The sequence below is a fragment of the Herpetosiphon llansteffanensis genome (genome assembly GCF_003205875.1).
GTDB lineage: Bacteria > Chloroflexota > Chloroflexia > Chloroflexales > Herpetosiphonaceae > Herpetosiphon > Herpetosiphon llansteffanensis.
In genome coordinates this window covers 41,063-60,575 of record NZ_PUBZ01000079.1, presented here as the reverse complement: position 1 = coordinate 60,575, position 19,513 = coordinate 41,063, and the positions used below count along the sequence as shown (strand labels likewise).

Annotated in this window: 33 protein-coding genes; 1 reads left to right on the top strand and 32 read right to left on the bottom strand. The window is 51.8% G+C overall.

The window, feature by feature from the left end; all coding sequences use genetic code 11:
* Positions 1–11: 11 nt before the first annotated feature.
* The gene (locus C5S61_RS06020) at positions 12–830 is read right to left on the bottom strand and encodes a sugar phosphate isomerase/epimerase family protein (RefSeq protein WP_110514154.1); all 819 of its coding nucleotides are present in this window, start codon (positions 828–830) and stop codon (positions 12–14) included.
* Between the two features lie 331 nt (positions 831–1,161).
* On the opposite strand from C5S61_RS06020, the gene abc-f reads away from it, so the two are divergent.
* Entirely contained in the window at positions 1,162–2,841 is a 1,680-nt protein-coding gene (abc-f, locus tag C5S61_RS06015) for a ribosomal protection-like ABC-F family protein (protein WP_110514153.1), read from the top strand.
* Between the two features lie 358 nt (positions 2,842–3,199).
* On the opposite strand, the gene rpsI is transcribed toward abc-f, so the two are convergent.
* The 31 genes from rpsI to rplD all read right to left on the bottom strand — a co-directional run bounded on the left by rpsI (position 3,200) and on the right by rplD (position 19,513).
* The gene (gene rpsI / locus C5S61_RS06010; RefSeq protein WP_054535875.1) at positions 3,200–3,598 is read right to left on the bottom strand and encodes a 30S ribosomal protein S9; all 399 of its coding nucleotides are present in this window, start codon (positions 3,596–3,598) and stop codon (positions 3,200–3,202) included.
* A gap of 5 nt (positions 3,599–3,603) precedes the next feature.
* Positions 3,604–4,038, bottom strand: coding sequence for a 50S ribosomal protein L13 (rplM, locus tag C5S61_RS06005; RefSeq protein WP_054535874.1), 435 nt, complete (start codon positions 4,036–4,038; stop codon positions 3,604–3,606).
* Positions 4,039–4,140: 102 nt separating this feature from the next.
* Entirely contained in the window at positions 4,141–4,968 is an 828-nt protein-coding gene (gene truA / locus C5S61_RS06000) for a tRNA pseudouridine(38-40) synthase TruA (protein WP_110514152.1), read from the bottom strand.
* 9 nt (positions 4,969–4,977) lie between these two features.
* Positions 4,978–5,325, bottom strand: a complete 348-nt coding sequence (gene rplQ, locus C5S61_RS05995) for a 50S ribosomal protein L17 (RefSeq protein WP_054535872.1) — start codon at positions 5,323–5,325, stop codon at positions 4,978–4,980.
* 14 nt (positions 5,326–5,339) lie between these two features.
* Positions 5,340–6,335 (bottom strand): DNA-directed RNA polymerase subunit alpha, encoded by a 996-nt coding sequence (locus C5S61_RS05990; protein ID WP_054535871.1) that lies wholly within the window; start codon positions 6,333–6,335, stop codon positions 5,340–5,342.
* Positions 6,336–6,377: 42 nt separating this feature from the next.
* Complete coding sequence (rpsD, locus tag C5S61_RS05985; protein WP_054535870.1) at positions 6,378–7,013, bottom strand: 30S ribosomal protein S4; 636 nt, start codon at positions 7,011–7,013, stop codon at positions 6,378–6,380.
* A gap of 158 nt (positions 7,014–7,171) precedes the next feature.
* Entirely contained in the window at positions 7,172–7,585 is a 414-nt protein-coding gene (gene rpsK, locus C5S61_RS05980) for a 30S ribosomal protein S11 (RefSeq protein WP_012192457.1), read from the bottom strand.
* A gap of 42 nt (positions 7,586–7,627) precedes the next feature.
* Entirely contained in the window at positions 7,628–8,011 is a 384-nt protein-coding gene (rpsM, locus tag C5S61_RS05975; RefSeq protein ID WP_110514151.1) for a 30S ribosomal protein S13, read from the bottom strand.
* A 12-nt stretch (positions 8,012–8,023) separates the two neighbouring features.
* A complete protein-coding gene (gene rpmJ, locus C5S61_RS05970; RefSeq protein WP_083469996.1) occupies positions 8,024–8,140 on the bottom strand; it encodes a 50S ribosomal protein L36 in 117 nt (38 codons plus the stop codon).
* Positions 8,141–8,220: 80 nt separating this feature from the next.
* Positions 8,221–8,442, bottom strand: coding sequence for a translation initiation factor IF-1 (gene infA / locus C5S61_RS05965; protein WP_012192455.1), 222 nt, complete (start codon positions 8,440–8,442; stop codon positions 8,221–8,223).
* A gap of 195 nt (positions 8,443–8,637) precedes the next feature.
* Positions 8,638–9,294 (bottom strand): adenylate kinase, encoded by a 657-nt coding sequence (locus C5S61_RS05960; protein ID WP_110514150.1) that lies wholly within the window; start codon positions 9,292–9,294, stop codon positions 8,638–8,640.
* Positions 9,295–9,380: 86 nt separating this feature from the next.
* On the bottom strand, positions 9,381–10,700 hold the full coding sequence (gene secY / locus C5S61_RS05955; RefSeq protein WP_110514149.1) for a preprotein translocase subunit SecY: 1,320 nt from the start codon (positions 10,698–10,700) through the stop codon (positions 9,381–9,383).
* Positions 10,701–10,805: 105 nt separating this feature from the next.
* Positions 10,806–11,258 carry a 50S ribosomal protein L15 gene (rplO, locus tag C5S61_RS05950; protein ID WP_110514148.1) on the bottom strand — a complete coding sequence of 151 codons (453 nt, stop codon included), beginning with the start codon at positions 11,256–11,258 and terminating at the stop codon, positions 10,806–10,808.
* Positions 11,258–11,455: a 50S ribosomal protein L30 gene (gene rpmD / locus C5S61_RS05945; RefSeq protein ID WP_110514147.1), complete on the bottom strand. Its 198-nt coding sequence runs from the start codon at positions 11,453–11,455 to the stop codon at positions 11,258–11,260. The genes rplO and rpmD overlap by 1 nt, the downstream gene beginning before the upstream one ends.
* Before the next feature lie 2 nt (positions 11,456–11,457).
* On the bottom strand, positions 11,458–12,006 hold the full coding sequence (gene rpsE / locus C5S61_RS05940; RefSeq protein WP_054535864.1) for a 30S ribosomal protein S5: 549 nt from the start codon (positions 12,004–12,006) through the stop codon (positions 11,458–11,460).
* A gap of 17 nt (positions 12,007–12,023) precedes the next feature.
* Entirely contained in the window at positions 12,024–12,389 is a 366-nt protein-coding gene (gene rplR, locus C5S61_RS05935) for a 50S ribosomal protein L18 (protein ID WP_054535863.1), read from the bottom strand.
* A 69-nt stretch (positions 12,390–12,458) separates the two neighbouring features.
* Positions 12,459–12,998: a 50S ribosomal protein L6 gene (gene rplF, locus C5S61_RS05930; RefSeq protein ID WP_110514146.1), complete on the bottom strand. Its 540-nt coding sequence runs from the start codon at positions 12,996–12,998 to the stop codon at positions 12,459–12,461.
* Between the two features lie 55 nt (positions 12,999–13,053).
* Entirely contained in the window at positions 13,054–13,452 is a 399-nt protein-coding gene (gene rpsH / locus C5S61_RS05925) for a 30S ribosomal protein S8 (RefSeq protein ID WP_012192447.1), read from the bottom strand.
* Between the two features lie 18 nt (positions 13,453–13,470).
* Positions 13,471–13,656: a type Z 30S ribosomal protein S14 gene (locus C5S61_RS05920; RefSeq protein ID WP_083469995.1), complete on the bottom strand. Its 186-nt coding sequence runs from the start codon at positions 13,654–13,656 to the stop codon at positions 13,471–13,473.
* A 63-nt stretch (positions 13,657–13,719) separates the two neighbouring features.
* A complete protein-coding gene (rplE, locus tag C5S61_RS05915) occupies positions 13,720–14,259 on the bottom strand; it encodes a 50S ribosomal protein L5 (protein WP_054535861.1) in 540 nt (179 codons plus the stop codon).
* 165 nt (positions 14,260–14,424) lie between these two features.
* Positions 14,425–14,733, bottom strand: coding sequence for a 50S ribosomal protein L24 (rplX, locus tag C5S61_RS05910; protein ID WP_110514145.1), 309 nt, complete (start codon positions 14,731–14,733; stop codon positions 14,425–14,427).
* Positions 14,734–14,805: 72 nt separating this feature from the next.
* Complete coding sequence (gene rplN, locus C5S61_RS05905) at positions 14,806–15,174, bottom strand: 50S ribosomal protein L14 (protein WP_012192443.1); 369 nt, start codon at positions 15,172–15,174, stop codon at positions 14,806–14,808.
* Positions 15,171–15,509 carry a 30S ribosomal protein S17 gene (rpsQ, locus tag C5S61_RS05900; RefSeq protein WP_110514144.1) on the bottom strand — a complete coding sequence of 113 codons (339 nt, stop codon included), beginning with the start codon at positions 15,507–15,509 and terminating at the stop codon, positions 15,171–15,173. Before rpsQ ends, rplN begins: the two co-directional genes overlap by 4 nt.
* Positions 15,509–15,712 carry a 50S ribosomal protein L29 gene (rpmC, locus tag C5S61_RS05895; RefSeq protein ID WP_012192441.1) on the bottom strand — a complete coding sequence of 68 codons (204 nt, stop codon included), beginning with the start codon at positions 15,710–15,712 and terminating at the stop codon, positions 15,509–15,511. Before rpmC ends, rpsQ begins: the two co-directional genes overlap by 1 nt.
* Complete coding sequence (gene rplP / locus C5S61_RS05890) at positions 15,702–16,139, bottom strand: 50S ribosomal protein L16 (protein ID WP_012192440.1); 438 nt, start codon at positions 16,137–16,139, stop codon at positions 15,702–15,704. Before rplP ends, rpmC begins: the two co-directional genes overlap by 11 nt.
* 3 nt (positions 16,140–16,142) lie before the next feature.
* A complete protein-coding gene (gene rpsC / locus C5S61_RS05885; protein WP_054535856.1) occupies positions 16,143–16,853 on the bottom strand; it encodes a 30S ribosomal protein S3 in 711 nt (236 codons plus the stop codon).
* 95 nt (positions 16,854–16,948) lie between these two features.
* A complete protein-coding gene (rplV, locus tag C5S61_RS05880; protein WP_012192438.1) occupies positions 16,949–17,290 on the bottom strand; it encodes a 50S ribosomal protein L22 in 342 nt (113 codons plus the stop codon).
* Positions 17,291–17,300: 10 nt separating this feature from the next.
* Positions 17,301–17,588: a 30S ribosomal protein S19 gene (rpsS, locus tag C5S61_RS05875; protein ID WP_041304992.1), complete on the bottom strand. Its 288-nt coding sequence runs from the start codon at positions 17,586–17,588 to the stop codon at positions 17,301–17,303.
* A 147-nt stretch (positions 17,589–17,735) separates the two neighbouring features.
* Entirely contained in the window at positions 17,736–18,563 is an 828-nt protein-coding gene (gene rplB / locus C5S61_RS05870; RefSeq protein ID WP_110514143.1) for a 50S ribosomal protein L2, read from the bottom strand.
* A gap of 11 nt (positions 18,564–18,574) precedes the next feature.
* Entirely contained in the window at positions 18,575–18,871 is a 297-nt protein-coding gene (gene rplW / locus C5S61_RS05865) for a 50S ribosomal protein L23 (RefSeq protein WP_012192435.1), read from the bottom strand.
* A gap of 12 nt (positions 18,872–18,883) precedes the next feature.
* A complete protein-coding gene (gene rplD, locus C5S61_RS05860; protein WP_054535854.1) occupies positions 18,884–19,513 on the bottom strand; it encodes a 50S ribosomal protein L4 in 630 nt (209 codons plus the stop codon).

The window sequence follows — 19,513 nt, the reverse complement described above, 5'->3', positions numbered from 1 at the left end:
CAAAATTAAGCCTACGCCAAAGCTGCCTGCAATCGTTGTAACGAATCAATTAATGCCACATCTGTATCGCGCCCATAGCCACCAGATTTGGGCAAACCACCAATTTCTAGAATCGCTGGGCCATAAAAATTCGCCGCAGCCAAGGCCTGGCAATAGGCAGCAAAATCAATTGTGCCCATGCCAAGCGGCAGATGGCAATTAACCTCTGGCAACGGTGTGTCTGAAATATGTAGCATGCTCATGCGTGGAATGAGTGCCACAAAACCAGCCAAATCTTCAGGCAGTGTATGATTAAAATCCCACACAAAACCCAAACCTGGCACAGCATCCAAGAGTTGGCGGCAGGCTTGCGGCGTGGTAAACAAGCGCAAAATTGGGTCGTTATGCTCAAAGCCAAATTTAAAGCCATGCTGCTGGGCTAAGGCCACACCAGCAGCAAATTGGGCTTGCAACGCAATTTCTAGCTCGGCAACTTGGGCATATTCCAGCACAGGCTGATTATTAAGATGCCAATGCACATATTCGCAGCCCAAGCCGTTGATCGCTGGCAAATTGGCTTCCAGCACTTCCAGCGGCGTTTGGCCAGTCGCAATACATCCAGCTGCATCAATTTGCAAATTAATTTCCATTACTGCCATAATCTGCTTAGCTTGCAGTTGCTGGCGAATACTGGCAAAATTGGCTCCCAAGGCTGCCGCTTGCAACCCTGCTGGCTTACCCTGAAACTGCATGCTGGCAAAGCCATTGGCAGCAGCAAACGCAATTTCAGCAAGCGCTGGTCGCCAATTCTGCTCGAAAAAACGGCCATTCAGGCCAATTAATAGACTCATGTGGTTCCTCGCTAAATTCAATTAATTAAATGGGTTTGGCTGGATTATCGATTCGGCCTAAAGACCGATTCAGCCATTTGGTTGCTTGTGCTATCCTAGCCGCACATATTGGATTATAGTTTGGAAGACGATCATGGTTTTCAATGCATTTATGCGTGTAATGTACGCACGGAAAGGGTTCAACAAAGGCGCAGACAGGATAGCTGCGCCTAAAATCTGAACCAATTGGTAATTGAAACCAACTGATCAAGACTAGGGGCAGCATTATGCGCCCTTAGTCTTTTTTTGATCGCTGTGCATAGTGCTGCCCCCTACTGTGGAGGTTGCCCGAATGATTATTGCAAGTGCCCAAAATCTACACTACAGCGTTGGCGGTCGAAGCATTTTAAACGGCTTGAATTGGGAAATTCACGAACGAGCGCGAATTGGCTTGGTTGGCGCGAATGGCGCTGGTAAATCAACCTTGCTGCGTTTATTGGCGGGCTTCGAAACCCCAACTGCAGGCTTAATTCCCACGCGCCGAGGCTTGCGCATCGCCTATCTTTCGCAGCATATTGTTGGCGATCAACGCACCCCAATGCAAACCGTCATGGCTGCCCGCCCTGATCTTGCTGAGCTGGAAGCCCAAATTTGGGCTTGCGAAACCCAACTTGGCGAGCCAGCCATCGCCAACGATCTCAAACGTATGAATCAGGTTTTAGAGCAGCACAGTCGCTTGTTGAACCAATTCGAGGAGCTTGGCGGCTCGATGCTGGCCAATGATGCGCGTGGCTATTTACAGCAATTTGGCTTTGATGCCAACGATTTGAACTTGCCAACCAGCGCCCTGAGTGGTGGCCAACGCAAAATGATCGGTTTGGCAAGTTGTTTGATCCAGCGGCCTGATTTATTGCTGCTCGACGAGCCAGAAACCCACCTCGATCTGAATCGCCGCGAGTTTCTAGAAGCGACCATTCGTGAGTTTAGCGGAGCAGTGGTGATTGTGGCTCACGATCGTTATTTGCTCGATGAAACCATCACCAGCGTGGTTCATTTAGAGGATGGCAAAACCAGCCTCTGGCTTGGCAATTATTCGACCTACGCCGTTAACCGCCAATTGGCCTTGCAACGCCAGCAACAAGATTTTACAGCTCAGCAAAAGGAAATTAATCGGCTTGAAGAGGCAATTAAGCGGTTTCAACTATGGGCCTCGATGGTTCCAAACGAACGCCATATCAAACAGGCGCGGGTCAAGCAAATGCAAATCGACAAATTGGATAAAGTTGAAAAACCCGTGCTCGAACGCCGCAAAGTTGGCTTAAGCCTGCGCTCCGAGCAACGTGGCGGCCAGAAAATTATCGATCTGCGCGATGTAAGCATGAGTTTTGGCGACGATTTGGTGCTGCTCGGCATCGAGCAAACGATTTGGCGTGGCGAACGAGTTGGCATTATCGGCCAAAACGGCTCTGGCAAAAGCGTGCTGGGCAAGCTGATGCACGGCCAATACGAGCCAAGCGATGGCATGGTTTGGGTTGGGCCATCGATCGAAATTGGCTATTTTGCCCAAGGCGTTGAGACGCTTGATCACAACCAAACGCCGATTGATGTGGTACGGCTGACGCGCTCGATGTACGAGGGCCAAGCGGTGGCATTTTTGGGCGGCTTCTTGTTTAGCTACAATCAATGTCGCCAAACGATTGGCTCGCTTTCTGGCGGCGAACGAGCGCGGCTACAATTGGCCTTGTTGATGTTAGCCAAGCCCAATTGTCTGATTCTCGATGAGCCAACCAACCATTTGGATATTGATTCGGTCGAGGTTTTGGAAGATGCCTTAGAGCGTTACGATGGCACAGTGATCGTGATTTCGCACGACCGCTACTTTCTCGATCGGGTGGTTGACCGAGTGTGGGCAGTCGCCGATGGCAGCCTAAGCGCCCATCTTGGCGGCTACAGTGCGTGGCGCGAGGCCAGCAAAGCCCCGCCACCGCCAGTCATCGAGCCAGTTGTGGTTAAAGCCAAAGCCAAAAAATAAGAACAGAGAGCATAGAACATAGAACATAGGGATTGGGGATTGGTTGGCGGGGGTTGGGGTCGGTTATTTCAAGCTGCGACTCTGCGTTAAGATTTTGATCCACGAAGAACACGAAGAGCACGAAGAATGGCTACTGGCTACTGGCTACTGGCTACTGGCTTTTGGCTTTTGGTATTACAACTTATTCTCGATAGCCCATAGCCTACAGCCTTTATGTTCTATGCTCTTTGTTCTATGCTCTCTGTTCTTCGTGCTCCTTCGCGGTTTCGTTACCCTGACCCCTGACCCCTAAAAAAAACCCAGCCATGGAACCGAAGCTCCGTGGCTGGGGGAAACCGGACACCAAAGGGTAAAAAACTTACCGCTTGGTGTATTGTTTGGCGCGGCGAGCCTTGACCAAACCTGGTTTCTTACGTTCCTTCTTACGAGCGTCGCGGGTCAAGAGGCCAGCAGCGCGCATAATTGGCTTGAATGCTGCATCAGCATCGACCAAAGCGCGAGCTACGCCGTGGCGTACAGCTTCGGCGCGGCCAGTGTCGCCACCGCCACGAACCTTGACCAACACATTGAACGAGCCCAATTGATTGGCAGCCAACAAAGGTTGGCGAATCAATTGTTGGTACAGGGCGCGACCACCGAAGAATTCTTCTGAGGTGCGGCCATTGACCACGAACTCACCGGTGCCAGGATACAAGCGTACCCGGGCCACAGCGGTCTTGCGGCGACCAGTGCCTTGGAAATAGCGTTGTTCACTCATCGGTATTAACCTTTCACCGCATAGGTTTTAGGTGATTGTGATGCATGGGGATGGCTTGCACCTGCATACACTTTCAACTTCTTGATAATGTGGCGGCTCAAGCGATTGCGTGGCAACATGCCCTTAACCGCAAAGTAAATGATCCGCTCTGGGTGGGTTTGCATCATCACTTTATAAGCGGTGCGCTTCAAACCACCAGGAAAGTTCGAGTGGCGATAGTAAATTTTTTGGTTGGCTTTATCGCCGGTAACGCGAATTTTCTCAGCGTTGACCACGACGACAAAATCGCCGCCATCCATGCTCGGCGTGTAGGTTGGCTTGTGTTTGCCGCGAATCAGGGTTGCGATTTGGGTCGCGAGCCGACCAAGCACCTGATTTTCTGCATCGACGACCAGCCATTCGCGCTGAATCTCCGAAGCTTTTTGGCTATAAGTCTTCATGCTGCTGAATTCCTCGTGTATGAATTGTGAATTATGCCACGCTGGCATGTTCACAAATCGTTGTAAGGGTGGCGGTGAGAAGCGTTGGCAAGTTGCCCGTATTCACACCGTTTCGCCTTGATACGTCCGAAAATAGGTCGTGCCATCCCAGCGTGAACTTGTCGCCACTGGCTGAAGTGCTGGGTCATAGCCAATCGACTCTAAATACAACCCCTGTGGGGGCGCGGTTGGTCCTGCGTTCCGACGGTCGCGACTGGCGATAACTGCCAGCCAAGCTTCCAATGAAAGCTTGCCAGCGCCAACCATCAGTAACGTGCCAACGATATTGCGCACCATATGCTTCAGAAAAGCATTCGCCTGCAAATGCAGGACAGTCACTGGGCGGCCAAGCCACTCTGCTGGGCGCAATTGCGCCAAGTAACAGTTGCGGATGGTCGAGCCTTCGTGACCAGCGCCAGCAAACGCCGCAAAATCGTGAATGCCAATTAGCGTATCCAAGGCCGCCTGCATCGCCGCCCAATCAAGTTGATGATCGAGGCGCAGCACCCGCCCAGAGAGCGTGGCTGAAGGTGCAGGTGCACTATCAAAAACATAGCGATATGTTCGTTGACGGGCACTAAAGCGGGCATGAAAGCCTGTTGGCATCTCCCATGCTTCGTGAACACTAATATCTGCTGGAGTAATGGCATTCATTGCCTTGGCAATCGTATCCAAACTCCGGTCAGTAGCGCTCACGATATGGGCGACTTGGGCCAGGGCGTGAACTCCTGCATCGGTTCGACCGGCAAAAATCCACCGCCCACTATCGCTTGTTAATCGTTGCCAAGCGGTCTCCAACTCCGTTTGCACGGCGCGACCGCCTGGTTGCCATTGCGAGCCGCAAAAAGCAGTGCCGACATATTCAAAACACAATGCTAAAGTACGGCTCATACGGCAAACTTAGACCAATTCAATCCGAGCCATTTCCGCAGCGTCGCCTTTGCGGAAGCCCATTTTGACAATCCGCGTGTAACCACCTGGGCGTTCGGCGTAAGCAGGAGCCACTTGGAACAAAAGGTTCATGGCATTCTTGCTGTGCAGCTTCGAAAGCGCCATCCGGCGATTGTGGGGAGTATCAAAGCGACCCAATGTAATCAATTTTTCAACTTCTGGTTGAACAGCGCGGGCCTTAGCATCAGTGGTTGTAATGCCGCGATGCTCGATAAGGGCAATCATCAAGCTACGGTATAAGGCTTTGCGCTGAGCCGTTGGCCGGCCCATCTTCTTGCCAGACTTACGGTGTCTCATGAAACGATCCTCGTCTATTCAGCGCTACCGTCGTTCAGACGGGCAGCGACATTGGTGTTCAGAATAGCGGAGTTGAAAGGCAAGGTTGGCAGTAAATTGCGCTCGATTAATTTCTCGCGAATTTCGTCCATTGATTTTTGCCCCAAGTTCCGCACAGCCAGCAGTTGCTTCTCGTCCATCTCCAGCACTTGACCCACCTTGGTGATGTCAGCGCGCTTGAGACAGTTGTAGGTGCGGGTTGAAAGGTCAAGATCTTCGATCGGCATGTCGTAGATCTCGCTGGGAATCACCAGACCATTGGCATCGCCAACTTGTTCTTGTTCATCATCAAAGCGATTGAAATCGGCGATGATTGATGAATATTGGACCAGCACTTGCGCGGCGTAGCTCAGGGCATCGCCTGGCTTAACCGTGCCATCAGTCCAAATTTCAAGCAGCAAGCGGTCGAAGTCGGTCATCCCGCCAATGCGGGTATGTTCCACAACGTAATTAACCTTGTGCACCGGCGTGAAGATCGCATCCACCGGAATTTCGCCAATCGGCACCGGGTCACGATTTTCAGCTGGCAGATAGCCGCGGTGACGTTCGACGGTCAGCTCCATGTCCAAGCGAGCATCGGCACTATCGAGGGTTGCGATGTAGTGATCGGGGTTAACGATCTCCACGTTTGAAGGGCATTCAATATCGCTTGCACGCACCACGCCTGGGCCAGTCTTGGATAAAATCATCTTGACTGGGCGTTCGGCGTAGGAGCGCAAACGAATGCCTTTAACGTTCAACACAATCTCGGTAGCATCTTCACGCACGCCTTGAATTGGCGAAAACTCGTGGAAAATCCCATCAATTTTAATCTTGATGACCGCTGCCCCAGGGATGGACGACAACAACACCCGCCGCAGCGCGTTCCCTAAGGTATGCCCGTAACCGGGATCCAGTGGCTCAATTTTGAACCGCCCATAGTTCTCCGCCGCTGCGACACATTCGAGTTTGGGCATTGCAATGTCTAGCACGTATCCGCCTCCTGCTGGGATAGTGATACCGATTACGTCCGATTAGCGGCTGTAGAATTCAACAATCAACTGCTCGTTAATCGACATATCCAACTCCTCGCGTGATGGGAAGGTTTGCACAACCCCCTCCAACTTGCCAGCGTCAAGTGACAACCAGCTTGGTGGTGACACGCGGTTCAGTTGTTTGGTTTCTTCGAGATCTTTGAAATAATCGCGTTTGCGGCTTTCAGCACGCACGCCAATTACATCGCCAACTTCAACCAAGGCTGAAGGAATATCGGTTTTGCGGCCATTCACGGTAATGTGACCGTGGTTGACCAACTGGCGAGCTTGGGCGCGGGTAACCGCATAGCCTAAGCGGAACACCACGTTATCGAGGCGACGTTCCAAAATTTGCAAGAGCACAGCACCGGTTTGGCCGGTGGTACGGGTCGCAATGCCATAATAGCGGCGGAACTGACGTTCCAAAACACCATAGATGCGGCGAACTTTTTGCTTCTCGCGCAACTGAACACCATAATCAGACAATTGTCGTCGTCGGACTGAAGCCCCATGTTGACCAGGGGGCTGGCTCCCACGGCGCTCAAGCACCTTGCGGCCACTGTTACCGCTCTTGAGCATTAGGTCAACGCCTTCGCGGCGTGCCAATTTACATACTGGACCAGTATATCGAGCCATGTTCTTGTTTGTCCCTTCGCAATTCCTAATTGCCAAGGCAGTTTACACACCGACTCCTATTTCCACGTATAGGAACAGCCGTGCTTCATCCTGCTCACGTATCTTAGTCGTGGCGTTGCTACTACACACTTCGGCGACAGCATGCTGCCGCGAAGCCATTACACGCGGCGGCGCTTTGGTGGGCGGCAGCCATTGTGTGGGATTGGCGTAACATCGGTGATTGCAATAACCGACAAGCCAGTCGCTTGCAGTGCGCGCACTGCTGATTCACGGCCAGCACCAGGGCCTTTAACATACACTTCAACCACGCGCATGCCGTTATCCATGGCTTTGCGGGCTGCTTGTTCGGCAGTTACCTGTGCTGCATAGGGCGTGCTTTTGCGTGAGCCTTTGAAGCCACTTGCGCCAGCGCTGCTCCAGCAAACAACGTTGCCAGCAGGATCGGTGATCGTAACGATGGTGTTGTTAAAGGTCGCTTGGACGTGTGCTTGCCCACGGGGCACATTTTTACGCTCACGGCGACGACCGCGTTGAGGGCGGCGAGCTGCTCCCGCTTTTGCTTGTTTCGCCATTCAAGGCCTCCGAAATAGCGTTGAAAATAAAAATTCAGGAAATTACTTCTTGGTAGCTTTCTTCTTGCCACCGATTGCTGCGCCTTTTTTACCACGGCGGGTACGGGCGTTGGTTTTGGTACGTTGACCACGCAATGGCAAGCCTTTGCGGTGGCGAATCCCACGGTAACAGCCAATGTCCATCAAACGCTTGATGTTCAATTGGACGGCCCGGCGCAAATCGCCTTCAACGGTGTAATCTTGGTCGATGATTTCGCGCAAACGAATTACTTCGTCTTCGGTTAAATCTTTGACCCGAACGTTTGGATTGATACTGGTGCGTGCCAGAATTTCACTGCTGGTGGTGCGCCCAATCCCGTAGATGTAGGTAAGGGAAATTTCCACTCGTTTGTTGCGTGGAATATCAACCCCTGAAATACGTGCCATTCGATGCTCCTCTTAGCCTTGCCGTTGCTTATGCTTCGGGGTGCGGCTGCAAATGATACGGACAACGCCCTTACGACGAATGACCCGGCAATATTCGCAGCGTGGTTTAACTGATGGTTGGACTTTCATCGGAACCTCGCTCGTAGACACACAACAAGCCAACCCTCCGTCCGCTTCGGCCAGAGGCATTGGTTGCGGTGGTCAGTGTGTTATCTGTACCGATAAGTAATACGGCCACGAGTTGGATCATAGGGCGAGAGTTCAACTAACACGCGGTCGCCTTTCAGAATCCGAATGTAATTCATCCGAATCCGGCCAGAGACATGTGCTAATACTTCCAGCCCGTTATCCAACGCTACTTTAAACATCGCGTTTGGCAGTGGCTCAGTAATAACGCCCTCGACCTCAATGACATCCTTCTTCTTGGCCATATAACTCCTTAAAACTAGCACATCAGCGGTGGCAATGGTCGCATGCGTTGCGAGTGGTGCGCGATTGCCCCAAAGAATAATCCGTCACTGGGCTGTGCAATACGTCAGACGACGGTGTATAGCATACGCAGCAAGCTAGAAGCATAGGCCGTCGGCCCATGCTTCTGCATCGGTACCTATTACTATACCACAAATTTAGCACGGCTTTGCCGATTCAATTGCTTGAACCATGCGTGCAGTAATATCGTCAATCTCGCCAAGGCCATTAATTTCGTGCAAGATGCCTTGCGTGCGATAATGGGCAATCAAGGGCGATGTTTGGGCTTCGTAAACATCAAGTCGATGGTTGATCGTCTCAAGGTTGTCATCGCTGCGTTGGTACAAATCGCCATTGCAGAGATCACAAACACCCTCGACTTTTGGTGCTCGGAAGTATGTATTATATACAGCTTGACATTTTCTGCAAGTCCAGCGCCCAATCACCCGTTGAATCAGCACATCTTTATCGACATGTAACAACAACACGGCGTTGATCGCATCGTTATGTTCAGCTAGAGCTGCTTGCAGGGCTTCGGCTTGTTGGGGTGTGCGTGGGAAGCCATCGAAAATCACCCCATTTTCACAATCGGGTTGTTGCACCCGTTCCAAAACCATGCCAATCACAACATCATCGGGCACCAGCTCGCCTTTATCAAGATACGATTGGGCGAGTGTTCCCAGTGGTGTGCCTTCGCGCACAGCAGCCCGAAACATATCGCCACTGGCGATGTGCTTCATGCCGGTTGCTGCTTCCAACTCAGTTGCCTGGGTTCCTTTGCCAGCTCCGGGCGAACCAAGCAAAATGATGTTCATAGGACAGTGCTCCTCGATGAGTCAGCAAAGGACGGCGAACGCCTTTGTTCGCCGTAGCGCCACCTGCTCACAGCAGGTAGCGTTTCTTAGCGCGAGATGAAGCCTTCATAATTGCGCATCATCATTTGAGCTTCGAGTTGGCGCATGGTATCGACCGCCACACCAACCACAATCAAGAGTCCGGTGCTGCTAAAGCCAATTTGCAAGCCGGTAATTTGTTGCACAAAGTAGGGCAAGGCGGCAACCACTGCCAAGCCAACCGCGCCAATCAAGGTAATGCGGTTCAACACTTTGGTCAAATAGACTTCGGTGTTGCGGCCTGGGCGAATGCCAGGAATAAAGCCACCATTACGTTGCAACATTTCAGGCAAGTTTTGTTGGTTGAACATCACCAAGGCATAGAAGTAGGTGAAGAGCAACACCAACACGAACATCGCCAAGGTAAAGGCCAAACCATTGGGGCCAAAACTGTTGACGAAGAAGTTCGCAATGCCATTGAGGAAGCCTGTACCATCGGGCTTCCAGAAGTAGGAAGCGACGGTGCTGGGGAAAATCAAAATGCTTTGGGCGAAGATCAAGGGAATCATCCCAGCCATATTGACCTTCAACGGCAAGTGGCTCGATTGACCGCCATAGACCTTATTGCCCCGTACGCGCTTGGCGTATTGGACTGGAATGCGGCGTTGACCTTCGGTGATCAAGACGATCCCAACCACGGTAGCCAAGGTCACGATCAGCAGCAAAATCCCGCCGATGACGTTATTGCCCGAGCTTGAGGTGGTGATTGCCTGATAGACCATGCTTGGCAGCGCGGTCACAATCCCGCCGAAGATAATCATCGAGAGACCGTTGCCAATCCCGCGTTCATCGATTAATTCGCCCATCCAAACCAAGAACATCGAACCTGAGACCATAATCGTCAAGATCGAGAAGGTTTGGAAGAAGTTTTGGGTGATGCTGAAGTTCAACGTGCCAAACAAGTTGATCCCGCTGTTGATCAGCGATTTAATTTGGCCATAGCCTTGGAGGTAAGCCAAGGGCACGGTGAGGAAATATTGGTAGCGCTGAATCCGATTGCGACCCTGCTCGCCCTCTTTGCTCAACTGCTCCAGCGCTGGGATCAACGGAATCAGCAACTGCATGATAATTTGAGCCGTGATGTAGGGATAGACCCCCATCGCTGCAACGGAGAACTGCCGCAACGCCCCACCGGAGAGCAAGTTGAGGAAGTTTGCCAAATCGCTTAACGGCAACTGACCATTAAACAAACGATCGAGTTCGTTTGTATCGACCCCTGGAACCGGAATAGCCGCGATAAAGCGGAAGATCACCAGCATCATCAGGGTGAACAAAATCTTCTTACGCACTTCGGCGATTTTAAGTGCGTTGACCACAGCTTGAAGCATGGAATTCTCCTGTGTAATGCACGAATGACCTTCATTTGCAAACAGCGTAGCCTTGGGCAAAGCCCGCTACGCCGTCGCAAAAGAAGGTCATCGCATCACCATTGTTTAGGCGGCAGCGTCAATCAATTCGACTGAACCGCCCGCAGCCTCAATTTTTTGGCGAGCGCTGGCGCTAACCTTGTGGACACGCACCGTGAGGGCTACGTTCAGGTCGCCATCGCCGAGGACTTTGATAGGTTGCTTGAGGTTTTTGATCAAGCCGACTTCGCGCAGAGTTTCTGGCGTTACATCGCCATTGTTCCATTCGGTCAAATCGCCAACGTTAACGATGGTATATTCGACCCGGAAAATGTTGGTAAAGCCGCGCTTATAGGGCATCCGGCGGACCAAAGGATTCTGACCACCTTCAAAGTGTGGGTAAGGGTTTGGCCCTGAACGAGCCTTTTGACCCATCATACCTTTACCAGAGGTTTTACCTTTGCCCGAACCATGACCACGACCAACCCGCTTGGTTTTGCGGGTTGAGCCTGGTGCTGGCTTCAGATCATGCAATTTCATTACTTGGCCTCCGTCGCAGTCACTTCCTCGACAGTTACCAAGTGCTTGATCTTGAAGATCATCCCACGGACAACTGGAGTATCTTGAAGTTCGACCACTTGGTTCAATTTGCGCAAACCGAGTGAACGAACGGTATCTTTTTGCGCTTGGCTATAGCCAATTGAACTTTTTTTGTAAGTAATACGCAAGCTTGCCATCGTTATTCCTCCGTACCGCTGATAACGGCGCGGCTTTGGCCGCTCAGGCGGAATGACGATGCAGCGCGGCCACGGCGGCGGCCTTCTTCTTGCGGAGTGCGCAATTCAGAAAGCGCCTTCAAAGTAGCTCGCACCACATTGACTGAGTTGTTGCTACCCAATGATTTGGTCAGAACGTCCTTGATGCCAGCGGCTTCAAGCACGGCGCGCACGCCACCACCAGCGATAACGCCGGTACCAGCTGAGGCTGGTTTAAGCAACACTTTGGATGCTTTATAGGTTGACACAATTTCATGGGGAATGGTGGTTCCGATAACGGAAACCGCGATCATATTGCGTTTGGCTGATTCAGCACCCTTGCGAATAGCTTCGGGTACTTCAGAAGCCTTGCCCATCCCTAGCCCGACATTGCCGTTGCCATCGCCAACGACTACGACGGTGCTAAAGTTGAAGCGGCGGCCACCCTTGACCACTTTCGCGACCCGGTTGATCTGGACAACTCGTTCGTCCAGTTCAACTTCGTCAGCGTTCGATCGATTTCGCTTCGCCACGTTGCCTCCAGAGTTGATTAGAATTCAAGTCCGCCTTCGCGTGCCCCTTCGGCAACAGCTTTCACACGACCGTGATATTTGTAGCCACCGCGATCGAACACCACTTTGGTAATCCCAGCGGCGCGAGCGCGTTCTGCAACGGCCTTGCCAACTGAATGTGCTTGTTCGAGTTTGCGTTGCTCACCAAGGCTGCCGCGTAATTCGGTATCGATCGTCGACGCGGAAACAAGCGTATGACCAGCGAGATCATCGATCACTTGGGCATAGATATTCAGGCCTGAGCGAAACACATTCAAGCGTGGGCGCTCAGGTGTGCCACTCAGTTGGCCACGAAGCCGACGATGCCGTCGGGCGCGCAATTCGCGGGATGAAAATTTCGACATTGCTATATTTCTCCTGTAGGTGGGTTAGGCGGCGCGTTAGTGGTGTCACGCTACGCCGCCGCCAACAGCCTACTTCTTACCAGCTTTACCGGCCTTGCGGCGGATCACTTCGTCGCTGTACTTGATGCCTTTGCCCAAGTAGGGTTCGGGTGGACGCAGCTTGCGAATGTTCGCTGCTTGGTCGCCAACTTTTTGCTTGTTGGGGCCTTTGATCACAACCCGACGCTCAGCTACTTCAAAGCTGTTGCCTTCGTATGGCTCAACCCGCACTGGGTGCGAGAAGCCAAGTGAAAGCACCAAGATTTTGCCATCAAGGGTAGCGCGATAGCCTGTACCATTCATTTCGAGCGTTTTTTCAAAGCCCTTGGTTACGCCATCGACCATATTGGCGATCAGCGTCCGTGAGAGACCGTGAAATGCGCGAGCCTGGCGGGTTTCGCTGACGCGGGTGACTTCCACCGTTGCGCCATCGATATTAACCGCAATTTCAGGCCGAATTGATTCGCTCAAGGTTCCTTTGGGGCCTTTGACCGTGACAACATTGCTGCTATCGACGTTCACAGTTACGCCACCTGGAACTTCAATCGGTTTGCGACCGATACGTGACATGGGTCATTTCCTCCACGAGTGATGACGGTAAGCCTACCGTTGTCCTCGTTTAGTATTACCAAATGTAACAAACAATTTCGCCGCCAACGCCAGCTTTCCAAGCGGCATCACCGGTCATCAACCCCTTAGGAGTTGAAAGGATGCTCAAGCCCAAACCGTTACGCACGCGAGGAATCTCGTTGCGCTTGGTGTAGACCCGCAACCCTGGGCGGCTAACCCGCTTCAAGCCGGTAATTACTGGCTTGCGGTCAGCAGCATATTTCAAGGTCAACACCAAGTTTGAGAATGGTGTGCCTTCTTGAACCTCAAAGCTTTTAATATAGCCTTCGGCTTGCAAAATTTCAGCAATGCCGCGCTTGATTTTCGACAATGGGATCGTCACCGTTTGGTGGCGTGCCATACCCGCGTTGCGGATGCGTGTCAGCAGGTCGGCAATTGGATCATTAACGCTCACTAGCTCGTCCTCCTGGTTCTACCAGCTTGATTTTGTTACACCGGGAATCAGCCCTTGTGAAGCCAACTCGCGGAAGCAGATCCGGCAGATACCAAATTTTCGCATGTACGCCCGAGGCCGACCACAGCGCTTGCAGCGATTGTATCCCTGCGTTGAAAATTTTGGTGCGCGATTCGCCTTGATGATCATCGATTTCTTAGCCATAGACTGTTTTGGCCTCCCAGTTACGAGTTGTCGGTTGACTACCCCTGTAGTCCCTTGCCAACTCTAGTCACGAAACGGCATGCCCAACGCCTTCAACAAAGCAAAGCCTTGTTCGTCGTTTGGAGCGGTGGTAACAATCGCCACCTCAAGCCCACGAATTTTATCGACTTTATCGTATTCGATTTCAGGGAAGATGATTTGTTCCCGAATACCGATACTGTAGTTCCCGCGACCATCGAACGATTTGCGGCTTAAGCCTTGGAAGTCGCGGATACGCGGTAACGCCAAGTTGACCAGACGATCATAAAAATCGTACATACGTTCATTGCGCAGCGTTACCATTGCGCCGATCGGCATACCTTGGCGGAGTTTGAAGGCTGCCAACGATTTCTTAGCGCGGGTCACAACTGGTTTTTGACCTGCAATCATGGTCAAATCGCCGATTGCTGCTTCCACCGCTTTGGGGTTTTGCAACGCTTCACCTAAGCCAATGTTGATGACGATCTTGGTAATACGGGGCACTTGCATTGGGGACTTAAAGCCAAAGTCCTTGAACAATGCAGGAGCCACGGTCTTCAAATAGACATCCTTAAGACGTGCCATGGGTTCCTCACTTCTGGGGTTCGGCGACAGCATTGGTAACCAAGGCTACCAAACGGTTGCGGCACAACTGCGCCAGCCCAGATGGAAAATACGATAGTTCCGTACCAAATGAGTAGTCAGCAACGCACGGTTGTTCATTGCTCATTTGTCTTCGACCTTGCCAAATTAGGCAACGTCGGCATTACATTGCTTGCAAACACGCACTTTTTTGCCTTCGTCGTTGACGCGGTGGCCAGTCCGTGAAGGCTTACCACAAGCTGGGCAAATTAACATGACTTTTGAGACATGCAATGCAGCTTCAACTTCTAAGATGCCGCCTTGGCGATTGCCCATCGGCTTGACGTGTTTTTTCACAATATTGACATTTTCAACGACGACGCGTTCTTTTTTGGGCAAAGACTGCTTGATTACACCTTCGCGGCCTTTTTCGCGCCCACTAAGTACCACTACGCGGTCGCCCTTTTTGACGTGCATGGTTTTGCCTCCATAGTCAACGCTATGCGGTTGCCCACAAGCGTTGTATTGTACCACAGCTCGTGAAGAATGTTACAACACTTCTGGAGCAAGTGAGATTATCTTCATATACTGTTTTTCGCGCAATTCACGGGCGACCGGCCCAAAGATACGCGTGCCGCGAGGGTTGCCTTGTTGATTGATAATGACGGCTGCATTATCATCAAACTGAATCATCGAGCCATCTGGGCGGGTGTAGCCCTTTTTGACTCGCACGATTACGGCGCGCACAACTTCGCCTTTTTTAGCCGAACCACCTGGGTTGGCTTGTTTGACGGTTGCAATGATGGTATCGCCAACGCTAGCGTAGCGACGCTTGGTCCCACCGAGCACCCGAATACACAGCAGCTCTTTTGCGCCTGTGTTATCGGCAACCCGCATACGAGATTCTTGCTGGATCACGACGAGGCCTCCTCGGTTTCGCCTTCGACGGTTACAACGTCTTGGCGCAAGACATTCAAGCCTTCGCGGCGATTCTTTTTGGCGATTTCGACCACGCGCCAGCGCTTGAGCCGGCTCAATGGACGAGTTTCTTCAATCACCACGGTATCGCCTACATGGCATTCGTTGTTTTCATCGTGCGCGTAAAACTTGCTGGTTTGGCGCACGGTTTTACGATACAACGGGTGGGGGCGCAAGTAATCAACTGCAACCACCACAGTTTTGTTCATTTTACTGCTGACAACGCGGCCAACTTTTTGTTTGCGGCTGTCAGTTGTTGCTAAATGCTCGTTCATTAATTCCCCTCCGCCACCAAGGTGCGTTCGTGGATGACCGTTTTGGCGCGGGCGATATCTTTTTTCAACAACCGCACACGAGCGGTGTTGGTCAATTTGCCAACTGATTTTTGGAAACGCATGGTGAACAACTCTTGTTTGTTATCGTTGATCAACTTTTCCAAATCAGCATTGCTCATATCGCGCAGTTCACTAGCCTTCATTTGAGCCAACCTCCTGCGATGCCTTGGTTACGAATTTGCACTTAACAGGCAACTTTTGGGCAGCGCGGCGCAGTGCTTCTTGGGCCACATCTTCAGGCACGCCGTTCAATTCGAACAACACGCGACCTGGCTTGATCACTGCGACATAGTATTCAACAGAACCTTTACCAGAACCCATCCGCGTTTCAGCAGGTTTTTGGGTAATTGGACGATCTGGGAAGATCCGAATCCAAACTTTACCACCCCGCTTAACGTAGTTGGTGATCGTCCGGCGGGCTGATTCGATTTGGCGACTGGTAATCCAGCCTGCTTCGAGTGAGACCAACCCAAAATCACCGAAAGCCACCGTAGCGCCGCGCTGAGCAATACCCTTGATATTACGAGGGCGGTGTGGGCGGCGATATTTCATTTGCTTGGGCATTAACATGGTTTACGACCCCTTGCCCGAACGAGTGTTGGTTTTTGGTGCATCGGCTGCGGCTGCTGCTGGAGCAGCTTGGCGTTCGCGTTGACCAAGCACATCGCCCTTATAAATCCAAACTTTAACCCCGATCCGGCCATAGGTGGTGTGAGCGTGCACCAACGCGTAGTCGATGTCTGCGCGAATGGTGTGCAACGGCACCCGACCTTCACGTTCCCACAATGAGCGGCTCATTTCAGCGCCACCCAAACGGCCTGAGCATTTGACTTTGATGCCTTGAGCACCAAGCCGCATGGCGCGTTGGGTTGCTTGCTTCATGGCGCGTTTGTGTGAAACCCGCTTGCTGATTTGTTCAGCAACGCTTTCGGCCACGAGGTAGGCATTTAATTCAGGCTGGTGAATTTCTTGAATATTCAAGCGCACCTTTTTGCCTGTAAGTTTTTCAATTTGGTTTTTGAGTGTATCGACGTTCGCGCCGCGTTTGCCAATGACGATCCCTGGCTTAGCCGTGTGGATGGTCACTTCAACCCGATTGGCTGAGCGTTCGATATCAACGTGGGCTACACCAGCGTTTTTCAACTCATCGGCACCTTCGATATATTTGCGCAGTGCCAAATCTTGGTGCAGTTGTTCGGTATAGTTACGCTCGGCAAACCACTTCGATTTCCAATCTTTGATGATGCCGAGGCGGAATCCATTCGGATGCACTTTACGACCCAAGAGATCCTCCTAAGATAATGATGAAATATGAATTATGAAGGATGAAGCGCAGCGCTGCAAATCTGCCCCTGACTTCATGCTTCATGGCTCATATTTTACAAGACTTCGCCGTCATCGACGATCACGGTAATGTGTGACGACCGCTTCAAGATACGATCACCACGGCCACGAGCACGCGGCATGTAGCGCTTGAGCACTGGGCCAGCATCGACCATAATCGTTTTAACGACCAGATCCTCGGGTGACATTTGATAGTTGTGATCGGCATTGGCCTTGGCCGACTTGATCACGCGGGCAATTTCTGGGGCTGCCTTGTGGGGCAGGTATTGCAAAATCCCCAGCGCTTCCGTCACATTTTTACCGCGCACGAGGTCGGCAACCAGCCGAACTTTTTGCGGCGACATGCGGAAGTTACGCAGAATGGCTTTAGCTTGCATTGCGCACCTCTTATTTTAATTTGCCGCGCTTGTCGGCCTTTTTGCCACCGTGCCCACGGAATGTGCGGGTCGGCGCGAATTCACCCAACTTATGACCAACCATGTTTTCAGTGATATACACTGGCACGTGACGGCGGCCATCATGGACAGCGATCGTATGGCCAACCATCTGAGGGAAGATGGTTGAATCGCGTGACCACGTTTTGAGTGGGCGCTTTTCATTGCCACGATTCATCGTTTCAACGCGGCTCAAGAGCCGAACGTCAACGAATGGACCTTTTTTGGTTGAACGAGACATTCGTTTCCTTCCTTTAGTTGCAGTAGTTGTTGTCACTACTCACGAGGGAGAAGGCGCTGCACGAGTTATCGCAACCCAGTGCAGCGGCGGTCGAACCGCCCTTGCTCCAAGGTGAGGAGCGCATCACAACGAAGCGCTCCCCAGGGTTTATTTTTGCTTGCGCGTCCGCACGATAAAGCGCTCGGTGCGGGGGTTGTGGCGGGTCTTTTTGCCCATTGCTGGCTTGCCCCATTTAGTTTTGGGGTTCATCCCAGTTGGGGCGCGACCTTCACCACCACCGTGTGGGTGATCAACAGGGTTCATTGCTGAACCACGCACGACTGGGCGACGGCCCAACCAGCGGCTGCGACCAGCTTTCCCAATCATGATGTTTTGGTGATCAACGTTACCGACTTGACCCAAGGTAGCCATACACTTGATATGGACCATGCGCATTTCGCCAGATGGCAAACGCACAGTGGCGTAGTTACCTTCGCGGGCCATCAATTGGGCGGTGTTACCAGCACTCCGCACCATTTGGCCACCACGACCGGGGGTCAATTCGATGTTGTGAATTTGCGAACCGATTGGGATGTTGGCCAATGGCAAGGCGTTACCAACCCGAATTTCGGCGTTGGGGCCGGCCATCAACATATCGCCAACTTTCAAGCCCAATGGTGCAATGATATAGCGCTTTTCGCCGTCGGTGTAATGCAACAACGCGATATTCGCTGAGCGGTTTGGATCGTACTCGATGCCCGCTACTTTTGCTGGAATATCAAATTTCTTGCGCTTGAAATCGATCAAGCGATAGCGCCGCTTGTGACCACCACCACGGTGACGGGTGGTGATATGGCCGTGGTTATTGCGGCCAGCATGTTTTTTTAAGGGTTCGGTAAGTGCTTTTTCTGGCTCGAACTTCGTGATTTCTGCGAAGTCCGAGACAGTCATGCCACGCCGACCCGGCGATGTCGGTTTATAGCGTTTGATGCCCACTGCATAACCTCCTAGAGATCTTCGAAGATTTCGATCCGTTCGCCTGGAGCCAAGGTAACGATGGCTTTTTTCCAACTGCGGCTGTAGCCACTTTGTTGGCCATTGCGGGTACGGCGAACTTTCAACTTACCCTTGACATTCATGGTGTTAACAGCTTTCACGTTGACGTTGAAAATCTGTTGCACAGCAGCCTTGATCATCGGCTTGTTGGCTTCTTGTGCCACCTCGAACGTGTATTTGCCCTCTTCCATCAACGCCGTATTTTTTTCGGTGATGACAGGGCGAATAATAATATCGTGCGCGTTCATCGGTTGCATCTCCTACTTTTTGCCCAGAATTGTTTCAACAACGCTGAGTGCCGACTTGGGCAAAATTAAGGTGTCGTAGTTCAACAGATCCCGAACATTCAGGTAGGCTGCCAACAAAGTCTTGACATTTGGCAAGTTGCTGGTTGATAACGTGATGTTATCGCTCTTTTCACCTAATGCCACCAGCGTTTTTTCGCCGACTAAAGGCAAGTTTTTCAACAAAGCCAAGAAGTCTTTGGTTTTTGGTGCATTCATGCTCAAATCATCTAAGAAAATGATTTGGTTGTCTGCATATTTGACCGAAAGCGCCGAGCGTACTGCCAAGCGACGCATTTTGCGTGGCATATCTTTGGTGTACTTGCGGGGCTTTGGCCCGTGAACAACACCACCACCTGAGTGATGGGGGGCGCGAATAGCGCCTTGGCGAGCGCGACCGGTACCTTTTTGGCGATACAACTTGCGCGTGCTACCACGTACTTCACCACGAGTCTTGGTACTGTGAGTGCCCAAACGTGCATTGGCCAGTTGGCGAATGACTGCTTGGTGCATCACGGGAATGTTAGGCTCGATGCCGAAGATGTAGTCTTGCAGCTCAAGCGTGCCGATAGCTTGACCGGCTTGGTTATAAAGCTTGGCTTCCAT

Coding starts and splice junctions, on each gene's coding strand:
- rplW (WP_012192435.1), bottom strand. CDS start 18,871: ATGAACGCGCACGATATTATTATTCGCCCTGTCATCACCGAAAAAAAT.
- rplR (WP_054535863.1), bottom strand. CDS start 12,389: ATGTCGAAATTTTCATCCCGCGAATTGCGCGCCCGACGGCATCGTCGG.
- rplP (WP_012192440.1), bottom strand. CDS start 16,139: ATGTTAATGCCCAAGCAAATGAAATATCGCCGCCCACACCGCCCTCGT.
- C5S61_RS06020 (WP_110514154.1), bottom strand. CDS start 830: ATGAGTCTATTAATTGGCCTGAATGGCCGTTTTTTCGAGCAGAATTGG.
- rpsK (WP_012192457.1), bottom strand. CDS start 7,585: ATGGCGAAACAAGCAAAAGCGGGAGCAGCTCGCCGCCCTCAACGCGGT.
- rpsI (WP_054535875.1), bottom strand. CDS start 3,598: ATGAGTGAACAACGCTATTTCCAAGGCACTGGTCGCCGCAAGACCGCT.
- rplX (WP_110514145.1), bottom strand. CDS start 14,733: ATGCACGTCAAAAAGGGCGACCGCGTAGTGGTACTTAGTGGGCGCGAA.
- rpmJ (WP_083469996.1), bottom strand. CDS start 8,140: ATGAAAGTCCAACCATCAGTTAAACCACGCTGCGAATATTGCCGGGTC.
- rpsQ (WP_110514144.1), bottom strand. CDS start 15,509: ATGAACGAGCATTTAGCAACAACTGACAGCCGCAAACAAAAAGTTGGC.
- rplO (WP_110514148.1), bottom strand. CDS start 11,258: ATGAAATTGCATGATCTGAAGCCAGCACCAGGCTCAACCCGCAAAACC.
- C5S61_RS05920 (WP_083469995.1), bottom strand. CDS start 13,656: ATGGCTAAGAAATCGATGATCATCAAGGCGAATCGCGCACCAAAATTT.
- rplF (WP_110514146.1), bottom strand. CDS start 12,998: ATGTCACGTATCGGTCGCAAACCGATTGAAGTTCCAGGTGGCGTAACT.
- rpsD (WP_054535870.1), bottom strand. CDS start 7,013: ATGGCTCGATATACTGGTCCAGTATGTAAATTGGCACGCCGCGAAGGC.
- infA (WP_012192455.1), bottom strand. CDS start 8,442: ATGGCCAAGAAGAAGGATGTCATTGAGGTCGAGGGCGTTATTACTGAG.
- secY (WP_110514149.1), bottom strand. CDS start 10,700: ATGCTTCAAGCTGTGGTCAACGCACTTAAAATCGCCGAAGTGCGTAAG.
- truA (WP_110514152.1), bottom strand. CDS start 4,968: ATGAGCCGTACTTTAGCATTGTGTTTTGAATATGTCGGCACTGCTTTT.
- rplE (WP_054535861.1), bottom strand. CDS start 14,259: ATGGCACGTCTTAAGGATGTCTATTTGAAGACCGTGGCTCCTGCATTG.
- rpsM (WP_110514151.1), bottom strand. CDS start 8,011: ATGGCACGTATTTCAGGGGTTGATATTCCACGCAACAAACGAGTGGAA.
- rpmC (WP_012192441.1), bottom strand. CDS start 15,712: ATGAAGGCTAGTGAACTGCGCGATATGAGCAATGCTGATTTGGAAAAG.
- C5S61_RS05960 (WP_110514150.1), bottom strand. CDS start 9,294: ATGAACATCATTTTGCTTGGTTCGCCCGGAGCTGGCAAAGGAACCCAG.
- rplQ (WP_054535872.1), bottom strand. CDS start 5,325: ATGAGACACCGTAAGTCTGGCAAGAAGATGGGCCGGCCAACGGCTCAG.
- rpmD (WP_110514147.1), bottom strand. CDS start 11,455: ATGGCAAGCTTGCGTATTACTTACAAAAAAAGTTCAATTGGCTATAGC.
- rplD (WP_054535854.1), bottom strand. CDS start 19,513: ATGGAAGCCAAGCTTTATAACCAAGCCGGTCAAGCTATCGGCACGCTT.
- rpsS (WP_041304992.1), bottom strand. CDS start 17,588: ATGTCTCGTTCAACCAAAAAAGGTCCATTCGTTGACGTTCGGCTCTTG.
- rplV (WP_012192438.1), bottom strand. CDS start 17,290: ATGCAAGCTAAAGCCATTCTGCGTAACTTCCGCATGTCGCCGCAAAAA.
- abc-f (WP_110514153.1), top strand. CDS start 1,162: ATGATTATTGCAAGTGCCCAAAATCTACACTACAGCGTTGGCGGTCGA.
- rplM (WP_054535874.1), bottom strand. CDS start 4,038: ATGAAGACTTATAGCCAAAAAGCTTCGGAGATTCAGCGCGAATGGCTG.